The organism is Gordonia sihwensis NBRC 108236 (assembly GCF_000333035.1).
Classification (GTDB): Bacteria; Actinomycetota; Actinomycetes; order Mycobacteriales; family Mycobacteriaceae; genus Gordonia; species Gordonia sihwensis.
Genome location: NZ_BANU01000014.1, coordinates 94,143 through 106,934, shown reverse-complemented (window position 1 = coordinate 106,934; position 12,792 = coordinate 94,143). Strand labels below are relative to the sequence as shown.

General features: G+C 69.1%; 14 protein-coding genes and 1 riboswitch. Of the genes, 5 read left to right on the top strand and 9 right to left on the bottom strand.

From position 1 onward, the window contains the following. Positions 1 to 15: 15 nt before the first annotated feature. A riboswitch (cobalamin riboswitch) is annotated at positions 16 to 249 on the bottom strand. A 231-nt stretch (positions 250 to 480) separates the two neighbouring features. Then, entirely contained in the window at positions 481 to 930 is a 450-nt protein-coding gene (locus GSI01S_RS10275) for a hypothetical protein (protein WP_231650343.1), read from the top strand. 44 nt (positions 931 to 974) lie between these two features. Here the strand turns inward: GSI01S_RS10275 and GSI01S_RS10270 are convergent, their stop codons facing one another. From GSI01S_RS10270 to GSI01S_RS10250, 5 genes are all read right to left on the bottom strand, one after another. Continuing rightward, positions 975 to 1,331, bottom strand: a complete 357-nt coding sequence (locus tag GSI01S_RS10270; RefSeq protein WP_006896486.1) for a hypothetical protein — start codon at positions 1,329 to 1,331, stop codon at positions 975 to 977. A gap of 131 nt (positions 1,332 to 1,462) precedes the next feature. Then, positions 1,463 to 3,274: an acetyl/propionyl/methylcrotonyl-CoA carboxylase subunit alpha gene (locus GSI01S_RS10265; protein ID WP_006896485.1), complete on the bottom strand. Its 1,812-nt coding sequence runs from the start codon at positions 3,272 to 3,274 to the stop codon at positions 1,463 to 1,465. A 214-nt stretch (positions 3,275 to 3,488) separates the two neighbouring features. Continuing rightward, positions 3,489 to 4,892 (bottom strand): condensation domain-containing protein, encoded by a 1,404-nt coding sequence (locus GSI01S_RS10260; RefSeq protein WP_006896484.1) that lies wholly within the window; start codon positions 4,890 to 4,892, stop codon positions 3,489 to 3,491. Positions 4,893 to 4,908: 16 nt separating this feature from the next. Beyond that, positions 4,909 to 5,334: a SufE family protein gene (locus GSI01S_RS10255; RefSeq protein ID WP_006896483.1), complete on the bottom strand. Its 426-nt coding sequence runs from the start codon at positions 5,332 to 5,334 to the stop codon at positions 4,909 to 4,911. Positions 5,335 to 5,351: 17 nt separating this feature from the next. Continuing rightward, positions 5,352 to 6,245, bottom strand: a complete 894-nt coding sequence (locus tag GSI01S_RS10250; RefSeq protein WP_006896482.1) for a sulfurtransferase — start codon at positions 6,243 to 6,245, stop codon at positions 5,352 to 5,354. Positions 6,246 to 6,434: 189 nt separating this feature from the next. On the opposite strand from GSI01S_RS10250, the gene GSI01S_RS10245 reads away from it, so the two are divergent. Continuing rightward, positions 6,435 to 7,340 carry a neutral zinc metallopeptidase gene (locus tag GSI01S_RS10245; RefSeq protein ID WP_045538601.1) on the top strand — a complete coding sequence of 302 codons (906 nt, stop codon included), beginning with the start codon at positions 6,435 to 6,437 and terminating at the stop codon, positions 7,338 to 7,340. Positions 7,341 to 7,344: 4 nt separating this feature from the next. Here GSI01S_RS10245 and GSI01S_RS10240 read toward each other — a convergent pair whose 3' ends face one another. From GSI01S_RS10240 to GSI01S_RS10230, 3 genes are read right to left on the bottom strand one after another with little or no spacing between them, the layout of a single operon-like run. Continuing rightward, the gene (locus GSI01S_RS10240; RefSeq protein ID WP_006896480.1) at positions 7,345 to 8,022 is read right to left on the bottom strand and encodes a Maf family protein; all 678 of its coding nucleotides are present in this window, start codon (positions 8,020 to 8,022) and stop codon (positions 7,345 to 7,347) included. Next, the gene (locus GSI01S_RS10235; protein ID WP_006896479.1) at positions 8,019 to 8,258 is read right to left on the bottom strand and encodes an acyl-CoA carboxylase subunit epsilon; all 240 of its coding nucleotides are present in this window, start codon (positions 8,256 to 8,258) and stop codon (positions 8,019 to 8,021) included. Before GSI01S_RS10235 ends, GSI01S_RS10240 begins: the two co-directional genes overlap by 4 nt. A gap of 29 nt (positions 8,259 to 8,287) precedes the next feature. Next, positions 8,288 to 9,913 carry an acyl-CoA carboxylase subunit beta gene (locus tag GSI01S_RS10230; RefSeq protein ID WP_006896478.1) on the bottom strand — a complete coding sequence of 542 codons (1,626 nt, stop codon included), beginning with the start codon at positions 9,911 to 9,913 and terminating at the stop codon, positions 8,288 to 8,290. A gap of 133 nt (positions 9,914 to 10,046) precedes the next feature. Between GSI01S_RS10230 and GSI01S_RS10225 the strand changes: the two genes are divergently transcribed. Then, positions 10,047 to 10,841 carry a biotin--[acetyl-CoA-carboxylase] ligase gene (locus GSI01S_RS10225; RefSeq protein ID WP_006896477.1) on the top strand — a complete coding sequence of 265 codons (795 nt, stop codon included), beginning with the start codon at positions 10,047 to 10,049 and terminating at the stop codon, positions 10,839 to 10,841. 12 nt (positions 10,842 to 10,853) lie between these two features. On the opposite strand, the gene GSI01S_RS10220 is transcribed toward GSI01S_RS10225, so the two are convergent. Continuing rightward, complete coding sequence (locus GSI01S_RS10220) at positions 10,854 to 11,450, bottom strand: hypothetical protein (protein ID WP_006896476.1); 597 nt, start codon at positions 11,448 to 11,450, stop codon at positions 10,854 to 10,856. A gap of 112 nt (positions 11,451 to 11,562) precedes the next feature. On the opposite strand from GSI01S_RS10220, the gene GSI01S_RS10215 reads away from it, so the two are divergent. Both GSI01S_RS10215 and GSI01S_RS10210 read left to right on the top strand, forming a co-directional pair. Then, on the top strand, positions 11,563 to 12,099 hold the full coding sequence (locus tag GSI01S_RS10215) for a PH domain-containing protein (protein WP_006896475.1): 537 nt from the start codon (positions 11,563 to 11,565) through the stop codon (positions 12,097 to 12,099). Continuing rightward, positions 12,096 to 12,788: a response regulator transcription factor gene (locus tag GSI01S_RS10210; protein WP_174302287.1), complete on the top strand. Its 693-nt coding sequence runs from the start codon at positions 12,096 to 12,098 to the stop codon at positions 12,786 to 12,788. Before GSI01S_RS10215 ends, GSI01S_RS10210 begins: the two co-directional genes overlap by 4 nt. Positions 12,789 to 12,792 lie beyond the last annotated feature (4 nt).

The following is a 12,792-nucleotide window of genomic DNA, read 5'->3' as shown; positions in this document are numbered from 1 at the left end:
AGCCATCGGGCGCGGATGCGCTCGATACATCCGGCAGGTCTTCGGGCTCGTCGGCGCGCGGGCCAGGAATGGAGCCCGCTTCTACTGGCCGTCGCTTCCCAGGCGCCGCCGCCGGTGAGCCGTGGCTCGGGCGGGGCGGTCCCAGTGCGTGTGACGGCGGTCGTTCCGACATACCGCTGCGGGTCAGCTCCGGAGTCTCACCGGATTCCCTCTTCGCGGGCGGTCGCTGCCGTCGGCAGCGAACTCGCGTCGACGCCCGGCGGGAAGCAGGGGCTCCATAGTGATCCCGGCCGGGCGAACCAGTTGCAGTTATCGATGGTAAAGGACCGGGTACCATTGGGCAGCATGGGATCCGGCGGTGATTTTAACTCCGGCGGACCGGCTCATCCGGTCGCTGGGATCATCCTCGTAGCCCGTGGAGACGAGCGGAATCCCGCAGGTGACGGCGATGTTCCGACAGAACAGCGACTGATGGCCTGCGTGTCAAGTCTGGGCGCCGGCGGCTGCAAGGACATCTATGTGGCGCTCGGCGCCCGCGTGGTTCCGGCGCCCGACACCTCGTCGACGACGCTCTATCTCCCCGAGTGGTACGACAGTCTCGACGCCTGCTCGAGTGCGGCGCTGAAGTTCGTCGATCAGCATCCGAGTCTGGCGGGGGCGGTGATCCAGACCCTCGACAGCCCGGATGCCGGTTCGATCGCAGTCGCACGCGTCATCGAGGCCGCCGCCGACTGCCCGACGAGTCTGTGCCGCGCGGCGTTCGGCGGCCGTCCCGCCCAACCCTTCTACCTGGGAGCCGAACGCGTTCGCGAGGCCATCGCGGAGCTGGGGGCGGGACTGCCTGCCGTGCGGTATCTCGTCGCGCACCGCGACGACATGGTGCTGGTCGACTGCACCGATCTCGGGAACCCCGCCGACTCGCCCCTCTGAGCGCCTGCCTGAATGCGCGGCGACCTGGATGCGCGGCGTCCGGGTCAGCGGCCCGGCAGTCCGGAGCGCAGAGCCGCCGCTTCGACGTCGAGCAGTGCGCTCGCGCAACGGGTGGCGGGATCGACCGCGGCCGCGAGCGCGGCGTCGTAGCCGTCGCGGGCGAGGCCGGCCACCGACCCCGCGGCGTCGACGCCGATCAGCGCCGCGAGTTCTCCGGTGGTGGGAACGCACACCGCCCACGTGAGACGCGACTCGTCGGCCCACGCGGCGTCGGCGGCTCGGATGTACTCGACTGGATCGCCGACGCCGAGGAGCTCGAGCGCGGGCACATCGGACAACCGCTCGTCGTGCCGCAGGGCGCGCAGATACCACGCACCGGCGTTGATCTCGACAGCTTCCATGACGGGTCCTTCTCGTTCGCTCACGAATCGGCCGGATCCGGGCGCGTGCACGGCTCCGAAAACGGGCTGTGCCGTTCCTGCTGACTCCACATCGGTCAGGCGGAACGGCACAGCCGGAGGTGTATCCGGTTCTACTTGATCTCGAGCAGCACCGTGCCCTGGGTGACCGCGGCACCGGCCTCGGCGGACAGGCTGGTGATGGTGCCGGCCTTGTGCGCAGTGACCGGGTTCTCCATCTTCATGGCCTCCAGGACCACGACCAGGTCGCCCTCGGCGACCTCGTCGCCCTCACCGACGGCCACCTTGACGACGGTGCCCTGCATCGGCGCGGTCACGGCGTCGCCGGAGGCAGCGGCGCCGCCGCCCTTCTTGCGCGTGCGCGACTTCGGCTTGCGGCGGATGGCGCCGTTGGTGCCGCCACCGCCGCCCAGGTTGAGATCGCCGGGCAGCGAGACCTCGACGCGGCGGCCGTCGACCTCGACGATGACCTTCTGGCGCTGGGTGTCGTCCTCGTCGTCGAGCGGCTCACCGCCGGTGAAGGGCTTGATCGGGTTGTCCCAATCGGTCTCGATCCACTTGGTGTAGACCTCGAAGCCCTCGACGCCGTTCTCGTCGGTGCTGCCGATGAAGGCGGGGTTCGACACGATGTGGCGGTGGAACGGGATCACGGTGGCGAGGCCGTCGACCTCGAACTCGGCCAGTGCGCGGCGGGCGCGCTCGAGTGCCTGGGTCCGGTTCTCGCCGGTGACGATCAGCTTGGCCAGCATCGAGTCGAACTGACCGCCGATGACGTCGCCCTGGCGGACGCCCGAGTCGACGCGGACGCCGGGGCCGGAGGGCTCGCGGTAGACGGTGATCGGGCCGGGCGCGGGCAGGAAGCCTCGCCCGGCGTCCTCACCGTTGATCCGGAACTCGAAGGAGTGACCACGCGGGGTCGGGTCCTCGGTGATCTCCAGGGCCTTGCCCTCGGCGATGCGGAACTGCTGGCGCACCAGATCGATGCCCGAGGTCTCCTCGGTGACCGGGTGCTCCACCTGGAGTCGGGTGTTGACCTCGAGGAACGAGACGGTGTCACCCTGGACCAGGTACTCCACGGTGCCCGCGCCGTAGTAGCCGGCCTCGCGGCAGATGGCCTTCGCGGAGGAGTGGATGCGCGCCCGCTGCTCGTCGGTCAGGAAGGGAGCGGGGGCCTCCTCCACCAGCTTCTGGAACCGGCGCTGCAGCGAGCAGTCGCGGGTTCCGGCGACGACGACGTTGCCGTGCTGGTCGGCGATGACCTGGGCCTCGACGTGTCGCGCCTTGTCGAGGTACTGCTCCACGAAGCACTCGCCGCGACCGAATGCCGCGACGGCCTCGCGGGTGGCCGACTCGAACAGCTCGGGGATCTCCTCGACGGTGTGCGCGACCTTCATGCCGCGGCCGCCGCCGCCGAAGGCGGCCTTGATCGCGACCGGGACGCCGTACTGCTTGGCGAACTCGACCACCTCGTCGGCGCCGGCGACGGGATCCTTGGTGCCGGCGGCCATCGGCGCCTTCGCGCGCTCGGCGATGTGGCGTGCGGTCACCTTGTCGCCGAGGTCACGGATGGCCGACGGGGGCGGGCCGATCCAGGTGAGACCGGCGTCGATCACGGCCTGTGCGAAGTCCGCGTTCTCCGAGAGGAAGCCGTATCCGGGGTGGACTGCGTCAGCGCCGGACTTGGCGGCGGCGTCGAGGACCTTGTCGAACACCAGGTACGACTCGGCCGACGTCTGGCCGCCGAGTGCGAACGCCTCGTCCGCCAGCTGCACGAACAGTGCGTCGGCGTCCGGTTCGGCGTACACGGCGACACTGGCGATGCCTGCGTCCTTCGCGGCGCGAATCACGCGAACGGCGATCTCACCGCGGTTGGCGATGAGGACCTTCTTGATGGTCGTCTGACTGATCTCAGCGGAACTGGTCACTGGCACTCCTGTGGCACCACCGGTCAGGCGGTGCCGTTGTCGGGGACGGCTCTCACCATCCGGGGTCGACGGGCTGCGTCTCGCGCGGGATTCTCCCGCTCGTGGCGTCCTACACGTGGCTCGCATCAGACGGGCAACGTGATTTCCGCGACTCAGATTAACGCACCGATCAATTGCTCGGTACGACGCATCTCACGCAGGTCAAGAAAATTGTCTACCCGGCTTCGGCTGTACGCGCGAGTAGGTCCGCGAAACGGTCGAGGAAGACGGGAACATCACCTGCGGTTTCGGCGGGATAGCGAGCGTGCATCCGCAGGCCGCCGGGCGTCCGGTTGACCCACACGTAAACCTCGTCGTCGGCATAAGAATGGCTGCGCAGGACCCGTGCGGCACCGTCGTCGGCGGCCTGGGCACGCGGTGCCCCGCGCGTGTCCATGTACGAGACCACCGTATGCGGCGAGCCGGTGACGCCGATGAGATCCGCCACACGAAGGAACGGAAGCTCGCTTCCGTGCCGCGAAGCGCTCAGTTCCGCGGTGCTCCGCCGCGACGCCTCGGCGGGCGTGGGATCGTCGGAGACGTCGATCACCAGGGGCGCCAGACCGACGAACCAGCCCAGCGAGTGCAGCCACGAGCGGTCGGTCCGCGTATGCCGGGGCATGATCACGGCGAAGTCGTCGGCGCCGCTGGTCTCGCGGAAGGCCACCGCCATCGCTCCCAGGATCCCGCCCACCGGGGACGCGCCCGAGGCGGCGCAGAAGGCCTCGAAGCGCGTCGCGCCGGCGTCGTCGAGGAGCAACCGGGTGCGCGCGAGCTGGACCGGCCCGGTGCCCTCCTCGGCGGGCCCCGCCCGACCGGGCGTCAGCAGGGGGTTCGGTGGCAGTCGGCCGCCGAACCGGGCGACGAACTCGGCCCATGTGCGCACCGCGCGGTGTTCGGGGTCGGCGACGTCGGCGGCGCGGCGCTGGGCGTCGCTGAAGTCGAGGTAGCTGCCCGTGGGCTCGAGAGCCGGTGGACGACCCTCGCGGGCCGCCCTGTACAGCTCCGACAACTCGTGATGCGCATTGACCAGGGAGTAGCCGTCCACCAGCGAGTGGTCGGCGGCGAAGAACAGGGTGAAGCTGTCCGGTCGCGCCACGGTCGCGAACCGGTACGCCGGCCAGTGCAGAGGGGCGGTCGCGCGGTCGAACGATCCCGCGATCTGCTCGAGGAGCAACGGCGTCTCGGTGTACCAGCCGATGCGTGCCATCTTGACCCGGACGGTGTCGGGCTCGGTGGTGTAGCGCTCCGTGCGGTAGCGGGCGTCGCGGTCGGCCTTGAGCACCACGTGCGTCCGCAGCACCTCGTGGCGATTGATGTACGCCACCAGGGCGGAGCGGACCGAGGGCACCGACATCGGTTCGTCGAACTCGATCGCGAGCCCGAGCCACGATTCGCGGCCGCCCTCGCGATGCGTCAGCGCCCGGTACTCGAACGCCGACCGCAGATGCTCCTCGTGGTTGTGCGAGGTCTCGCGTACGTCTCGGCTCCAGCTGCCCAGACCGCCCGGCACAGCCGGAATCCACTCGACCAGGCCGCCGGGCTGAATCGGGGCGTCGAGGATCTGCAGAAAGTCCATTGCGCTGCGACGGCGTTCAGCGGGAGGTCTGCTCGCGCACCTGACGCTTGATCCGCGTCAGCATGCCCGCCATCCCGTTGAGACGCAGCGGACTGATCACCGACGACAGACCCAGCTCGTGGAAGAAGTCGTCGGGCACCGCGGTGATCTCCGAAGCACTGGCGCCGTCGAGCCCCTCGTGCAGGATGGAGGCGAAACCCCGGGTGGTGGGTGCCTCGGGCGGAGCGCTGAAGTACAGGCGCACGGCCTCGGCGTCCGAGGCGTCCACGGACAGGAAGATCGGCGACTGGCACTCGGGAACCGGCTCCATCGACTCGGGCTTCAGCGACTCGGGCAGCTCGGGGAGCTCGCGGGAGAACTCGAGCAGCAGAGTGACCTTGTCCGAATCCGCCAGATCGGCGAAATCCGAGACGATCTCGGCGAGAGGGGCGGGCAGCGTCATGGAACTGTTTTCCGGCGTCAGTCGGCGACGCCCGTGCCCGGCTCGTCGCCGACGGCGATCGGAACCCGGACGCGGTTGCCCCATTCGGTCCAGGAGCCGTCGTAGTTGCGGACGTTCTCGAAGCCGAGAAGATGGGTCAGCACGAACCAGGTGTGGCTCGACCGCTCGCCGATCCGGCAGTACGCGATGGTCGGGGTGGCCGGGTCGAGACCGGCGTACACGTCTTCCAATTCGGCCCGGCTGCGGAACCGGCTGTCGGGGGCGGCGGCCTTGGCCCACGGGATCGAGACGGCGGTGGGGATGTGACCGCCGCGCAGCGCACCCTCCTGCGGGTAATCGGGCATGTGCGTGCGTTCGCCCGTGTACTCCTGCGGCGAGCGCACGTCGATCAGCGGAGTCGAACCGATCTCGGACAGCACGTCCTCGGCGAAGGCGCGGATCTTGGAGTCGTCGCGCTCCACGACCGGATAGTCGGTCGGGCGGTAGACCGGGACGTCGAAGGAGGTCTCGCGCTGTTCGTCCATCCACGCGTCGCGGCCGCCGTCGAGGAGCCGGACGTCCTCATGGCCGAAGAGCGTGAAGACCCAGAGGGCGTACGCGGCCCACCAGTTGCTCTTGTCTCCGTAGATCACGACCGTGTCGTCGCGGGAGATCCCCTTCTCGCTCATCAGCTTCGCGAACTGCTCGCCGTTGATGTAGTCGCGGGTGACCGGATCGTTGAGGTGAAGGTGCCAGTCCACCTTCTGGGCGGTGGGAATGTGGCCGATGTCGTAGAGGAGCACGTCCTCGTCCGACTCGATGATCTTCAATCCGGGCGCGCCGAGGTGCGCGGACAACCACTCGGTCGTCACCAAGCGCTCCGGATGTGCGTATGCGGAGAAAGCCGGATTCGGATCGAATTCCACAGTCACTGAGGGTCTCCCGCCTCTGCTGATGTCGGAGGCGACCGGAACCGGCCGCGGATACAAGCATACGGACGACCGCGCCGAGGCGTTTCGCCGGACCGGTCTCAAGTTCGTCCCGATCCGCGGTCCGGCCTGCGCAATCGTCCGAATGACGTCGGGCACGTCGCCGGGGGCGACGGTGTTAGCGTTCCCGTCATGCCGAGAAGGGGATCGGGGCGCGGGCTCCGGACAGTGGTGGGTACGGCCCTGGCGGTCGTGGCCGCGCTGACGATGAGCGCATGCGGGGTGGACGGAACGGCGCATCGCGCGGCGCCCACGCCACCCGCGCACTGTTCGGCCGCTCGGTGTCCGGAACTGGCCGCCGTCTCGGCTGAGCGGCTGGCGGCCTCCGGGGTCGACGAGTCGAATCAGTCGACCGCGGTCCCGGCGTACATGTCGGCGGTGCTCGACGACTTGGACTCGGTGTGGCAGGACTGGTTCGCCCAGTTGGCGATCGAGGGGTCGACGGCGGGCCGGGTGCTGATCGCCCCGGGCGATGCCTTCCACAGCGCGTGCCTGGACTCGGGTGAACTGCCCGACGGAATCCCGAGCGATTTCCCGAACGCCTTCTTCTGCCCGCTCGACCGCCGGCCGGACGGCGGCGGCACCGACAGGCAGGGGTCGGTGATCCTGCCCGTGCAGACCTTCGCCGACATCTGGAACGGCAAGCTCATGGGCTCGTCCGGCATCATGCTCGGTGACTTCACCGCGGCCACCATCATGGCCCACGAATACGGCCACAACGTCGTGTACCGCCTCGCGAAGGCGTACGGCATGGGCGACGCGGCCGGGCCGCCCGGAGACGACCGCGAGTTGATCGCCGACTGTTTCGCGGGCAACTGGGCGGCCACCGTCTTCGAGCGCAAAGACCTGTCGTTCACGTCGATGCTGCAGGCCGCAGCGCTGATCGTCAGTGTCGGCGACGCCGCGCCCGGGCAGGGCCACGGAACCTCCGTCGCGCGGGCACGGGCCCTCTGGCGCGGATTCACCGACAACCTCAGACGGCAGGGACAGCCCGGCGACTGCCTCAAGGCGTACTGGCCCGCCGTACTCCGGCAGTGAGGTCTCAGCGCTCGGCGGACCACAGGTCGGCGACGTCGACGCCGACCTGCGTCAGCAGGCGCCGGACCAGCGGCAGGCTGATGCCGATCACCGACGACGGGTCGCCGTCGATGCCGTCGATCAGCCAGCCGCCGATCCCGTCGAGGGTGAACGCGCCCGCGACCTCGAGCGGCTCGCCGGTCGCCGCGTAGCGTTCGATGAGCTCGTCGGAGACGTCGGAGAAGAAGATCGCCGTCGACTGACTGTGACTGGCGGACGCGACGGCCTCGCCGTCACGCAGGCGCCGCACGCAGTGTCCGGTGATGAGATGACCGGTGGTCCCGCGCATCCGTCTCCACCGCTCGGCGGCGGCCGCCGCGGTGTGCGGTTTGCCCGCGAGCGACCCGCCGGTGAGCAGCATCGAATCGCAGGTCACGACCACGCCGTCGGTCGCCGCACCCGCCGCCTGCGGTGCGCGGTCACCGAGGACGGCGGCGACCACCGCGTCGGCCTTCGCCTCGGCCAGCCGGGTGACGATCTGCGCGGGCGGGGCGCCCGCCAGCTCGTCGAGCAGGGCGTCCTCGTCCACGTCTGACACGACGACCGCCGGCCGCAGTCCGGCGTCTCGCAGCACGCGCAGGCGTGCGGGCGAGGCCGAACCGAGGACGACGGTCGTCGCGGTGGAACGGTGTGCGGGGCTCACCAGCCGCCGCGGTTGGTGAAGCTGCCGGGCTGGCCCCAGTTCACCCGGAACATGTCGACCGGGCGGCCCCAGTCGTTCCGGATCTGCGGTCCGGTGTCGGCGGTGCCGCCGCTCGCCGCGGCGAAGACACCGACCAGGGCGGCCAGTTCCGCGTCGGTGGGCTTGCCGTCGACGATGGTCAGGAACGGGCGGGCGGGCTGCTCTTGGCTGCCCGCCGAGGTGACGTCGTCACTCATGTCGTCGCCTTTCTGGATCGGGGAGCGGACTACAGCGGGATGTTGCCGTGCTTCTTCGGCGGCAGCTGCACCATCTTGCGCTCCAGCAGCTTCAGGGCATTCGCGATCTGGCCCCGGGTGTGGCTCGGCGGGATCACCGCGTCGACATAGCCGCGCTCAGCCGCGACGTACGGGTTCACCAGGGTGTCCTCGTACTCCTGCTGCAGTTCCAGGCGCAGTGCGTCGACGTCCTCGCCGTTCGCCTGCGCCTCCTTGAGGCGGCTGCGGTAGACGAAGCCCACCGCGCCCGAGGCGCCCATGACCGCGATCTGAGCGGTCGGCCAGGCCAGGTTCACGTCGGCGCCCATGTGCTTGGAGCCCATGACGTCGTACGCGCCGCCGTAGGCCTTGCGGGTGATGACGGTGATCTTGCCGACCGTCGCCTCGCCGTAGGCGTAGAGCAACTTGGCGCCGCGGCGGATGATGCCGTTGTACTCCTGCTCGGTGCCGGGCAGGAAGCCGGGGACGTCGACCAGGGTGACGATCGGAACGTTGAAGGCGTCGCAGGTGCGCACGAAGCGCGCCGCCTTCTCCGAGGCGTCGATGTCGAGACAGCCGGCGAACTGGGTCGGCTGGTTCGCGACGATGCCGACGCTGCGGCCGTCCACCCGTCCGAAGCCGACGATGACGTTCATCGCACGCTCGGCCTGCACCTCCAGGAACTCCTCGTCGTCGAGGATGTTCCGGATGACGTTGTGCATGTCGTACGGCTGGTTGGGCGAGTCGGGGATGATCGTGTCGAGCGCGAGATCGTCCTCGGTGAGATTGTCCTCGATGGCGCCGACGCGCTCCGGTGCGGGCAGGCGCGGGGCCTCGGCGCGGCAGTTGCTCGGCAGGTAACCCAGCAGTTCCTTGACGTAGTCGAGGGCGTCTTCCTCGTCCTGGCCGACGTAATGGGCGACGCCCGACTTGGTCATGTGCGTGTGCGCGCCGCCCAGGTCCTCCTGAGTGACGTCCTCACCGGTGACGGTCTTGATGACGTCGGGACCGGTCACGAACATCTGGCTGGTCTGGTCGACCATGACCACGAAGTCGGTGAGAGCGGGGGAGTACACGTGGCCACCGGCGTTCGGGCCCATGATCAGCGAGATCTGGGGGATGACGCCGGAGGCGCGGACGTTGCGGCCGAAGATCTCGCCGTACAGGGCGAGGGAGACCACGCCCTCTTGGATGCGGGCGCCCGCACCCTCGTTGATGCCGATCAGGGGGCGGCCGGTCTTGATCGCCAGGTCCATGACCTTGACGATCTTCTCGCCGTACACCTCGCCCAGGCTGCCGCCGAAGACCGCGGCGTCCTGGCTGAACACGCACACCTCGCGGCCGTCGACGGTGCCGTAGCCGGTGACGACACCGTCGCCCATCGGGCGCCGCTCGGCGAGCCCGAAGTTGGTGGACCGGTGACGCGCCAGCGCGTCGAGTTCGACGAACGAACCCTCGTCGAGAAGGTGGGTGATGCGCTCGCGTGCGGTGAGTTTGCCCTTGGCGTGAACCTTCTCCGCAGCGGCTTCGCCGACCGGGAACTCGGCCTCGGCGAGGCGGTTGCGCAGATCGGCGAGCTTGCCCGCCGTGGTGTGGATGTCCGGCGCAGCGCCGTCGTCGCGTGAAGCAGTCGTCATGGGATCCGATGCTAACGACCGACACCTATGCGAGGTCAACCGCGCCGATAATGTGAGAATATCCTCACATTCGAGATCACTGCGGAAGCGGTGCTGTGAGTGTATTCACTCGCGGGCCGTAAAGTGCTCGTACATGAGCAACGACGTGCCCGATCAGGAAATCCTCGCCGAACAGCTGTCGGACACGCGGTGGCGCGCCGTGGAGGTGATCGCCGAGACCGGCTCGACCAATGCCGATCTGATTGCGCGAATCGATGCCGGGGAAGACGTCGACGGCATTGTTTTGATCGCCGCGCGGCAGACCTCGGGCCGCGGCAGGCATGCGCGGGTATGGGAGACACCGCCCGGACAGCTCGCCGTCTCGGCTGCCATCGCGGTCGACGCCGATGCGATTCGCAGCCTCGGCTGGTTGTCGTTGCTCACCGGCCTCGCCGTCCACGACGCCGTCTCCGCACTCACCGGAACCGGTCTCGAGCTCAAGTGGCCCAACGATGTCCTCGCACCCGGTGGCGGCAAGCTGTCGGGCATCCTCTCGGAGTTCCGGCTCACCGGCGACGGCGGGGGCGTGGCGGTGATCGGCACCGGACTGAACCTGGATCTGCCCGCCGGGTCGGCGCCCGACACGGCGGCCTCGATCAGCGGCCTCGCCGACGCGCCGGTGGACCAGACCCGAGTCGCGGCCGCGTATCTGCGGGCGTTGTCCGAGCGGCTCGCGGACTGGCCCGACCGCATCGACGTCCTCGCCGGGAACTATCGCAGCGTCAGCGCCACCCTGGGGTCACGGGTCCGGCTGATCCTGCCCGGCGACGTCGAGGTGGTCGGTATCGCCACCGACATCGACGACGAGGGGCGGGTGATCGTCGACGGTCCGGACGGTCCGGTCACGGCGTCGGCGGGCGACGTCACGCATCTGCGGCCCGTCGACTAGCGCCGGACACCTCTAGCTGCGTTTGCGGTCGCTGCTGGCGCGGCCCATCGTCGGGATCAGCGTCAGCACCGGCAAGCCGATGATCAGGTGCAGCACCGCGGTGCCGATGCCGGACGAGATCTGCTCCGACAGCAGCAGCGGAAGGATCACCGCGGCGGCGATCAGCAGCCCGACGATCCATCGGTAGAACTGATTGGGCGCAGGCGTACCCACCTGCAGCAGGTACCACAGGGCGCCGGCGACGATCGCGGCGACGAACCCGGTGACGGCGAACCACACCTCGTCCTGTGCGAGCGGATTCCAGATGCCGAACCGGCCCGACTCGTTGATCTTCTGGGTGACGGCGCGGATCACCCAGGCGGCGAGCCAAGCGGCCAGCCCCGTGACCACTCCGGTCATCAGAACGCCTCCGCAGAACATCAGCGGGTCGATGTCCGGGCCGCGGCGGCGGGGTGTGGCGGGCGGCTGACTGTACTGGGCGTCGTACCCGGTCTGGCCGTAGTCGCCGGCCTCGGTGTACTGCCCGTAATCGTTCGGCCGGCTGTAGGCACGCGTCGCCGGCGGCTGAGGCGGACGGTGGTTCGGGTCGCGCGGATCGTTGTACGTCATGGTCCTTGCCTGTTGTTGCTGCTCGGTATCGCTGCGGTCGTGAGGCCAGATCCGCCCCAGTGTAGCGCCGATATCAGGCCCTCCTAAGAATCCGGCACTAAGGTGAAACGCCATGGGTTACCCGCGCGAGAACCTTGCGCCCGGCGAGGTGGTGGTCATACACCGGCATCCGCACTGGAAGAGCCTGCTGGTGCCGGTGCTGATCTTCTGGGCGGTGACCGCTGCCGCGGGAGTCGCGGTCGGTTACGCCCAGACGTCCGCAATGGCCGACCGGGCCGCGTTGTGGGTCACCGCCGTCGTCGTCGCGATCTGGGCGGCGGCCGTGGCGTGGTTCCTCATCCGGCCGCTGATCTCGTGGAAGACCACTCATTTCGTCGTCACCGACCGTCGGGTCATCTACCGCAGCGGCGTCCTGACCAGGTCCGGAATCGACATTCCGATCCGCAGAATCAACACCGTCGAGTTCCGGCACGGGGTGATCGACCGGATCCTCCGCACCGGCACTCTGGTGATCGAATCGGCATCCGACGAGCCGCTCGCCTTCCATGACATCCCGCAGGTGGAGGCGGTGCACGCTCAGCTCTACCAGGAGCTGCTCGACGAGGACGACGACGCGCTGACGGGCCGCGTCGACGAGTGGCGCCGATGATGAGGTCGCGAGCGGTGCTCCTGGCCGAGGACGACGCGGCCATCGCCGAGCCGCTGGCCCGAGCGCTGAGCCGGGAGGGCAACGACTGCGAGATCGCGGCCACCGGTCCCGAGGCGCTGGAGAAGGTGCGCAGCGGCGACTACGGACTGCTCATCCTCGATCTCGGCCTGCTCGGGATGGACGGTCTGGAGGTGTGCCGCCGGATCCGCTCCGAACTGCCGCAACTGCCCGTGCTGATGCTGACCGCTCGCACGGACGAGGTGGACTTCGTCGTCGGCCTCGATGCGGGCGCCGACGACTACGTCGGCAAGCCCTTCCGCCTGGCCGAGTTGCTCGCGCGCGTGCGCGCGCTGATGCGGCGCAGCGTCACGGCCGTGGAGGGGGAGGAGATCCTCGACAGCGGCGACATCCAGCTCGACCCGCGCGCTCGGCGCGTGGTGGTGGACGGCGAGGATCTGACGCTGGCGAACCGGGAGTTCGATCTGCTCCGCTTCCTGATGGAGCGGTCGGGCGAAGTGGTGTCGCGCGACGAGATCATGGACGCGGTGTGGGGGTCGACGGATCTGCGGTCGTCGAAGACGCTCGACATGCACATCTCCTGGATCCGGCGGAAGATCGGCGACGACCGTCCCAAGAATCGCAGACACATCGTGACCGTGCGCGGTGTCGGCTTCCGGTTCGACCCGTAGGAGC

Coding starts and splice junctions, on each gene's coding strand:
- GSI01S_RS10215 (WP_006896475.1), top strand. CDS start 11,563: ATGGGTTACCCGCGCGAGAACCTTGCGCCCGGCGAGGTGGTGGTCATA.
- GSI01S_RS10270 (WP_006896486.1), bottom strand. CDS start 1,331: ATGGAAGCTGTCGAGATCAACGCCGGTGCGTGGTATCTGCGCGCCCTG.
- GSI01S_RS10245 (WP_045538601.1), top strand. CDS start 6,435: ATGCCGAGAAGGGGATCGGGGCGCGGGCTCCGGACAGTGGTGGGTACG.
- GSI01S_RS10220 (WP_006896476.1), bottom strand. CDS start 11,450: ATGACGTACAACGATCCGCGCGACCCGAACCACCGTCCGCCTCAGCCG.
- GSI01S_RS10225 (WP_006896477.1), top strand. CDS start 10,047: ATGAGCAACGACGTGCCCGATCAGGAAATCCTCGCCGAACAGCTGTCG.
- GSI01S_RS10260 (WP_006896484.1), bottom strand. CDS start 4,892: ATGGACTTTCTGCAGATCCTCGACGCCCCGATTCAGCCCGGCGGCCTG.
- GSI01S_RS10230 (WP_006896478.1), bottom strand. CDS start 9,913: ATGACGACTGCTTCACGCGACGACGGCGCTGCGCCGGACATCCACACC.
- GSI01S_RS10255 (WP_006896483.1), bottom strand. CDS start 5,334: ATGACGCTGCCCGCCCCTCTCGCCGAGATCGTCTCGGATTTCGCCGAT.
- GSI01S_RS10210 (WP_174302287.1), top strand. CDS start 12,096: ATGATGAGGTCGCGAGCGGTGCTCCTGGCCGAGGACGACGCGGCCATC.
- GSI01S_RS10235 (WP_006896479.1), bottom strand. CDS start 8,258: ATGAGTGACGACGTCACCTCGGCGGGCAGCCAAGAGCAGCCCGCCCGC.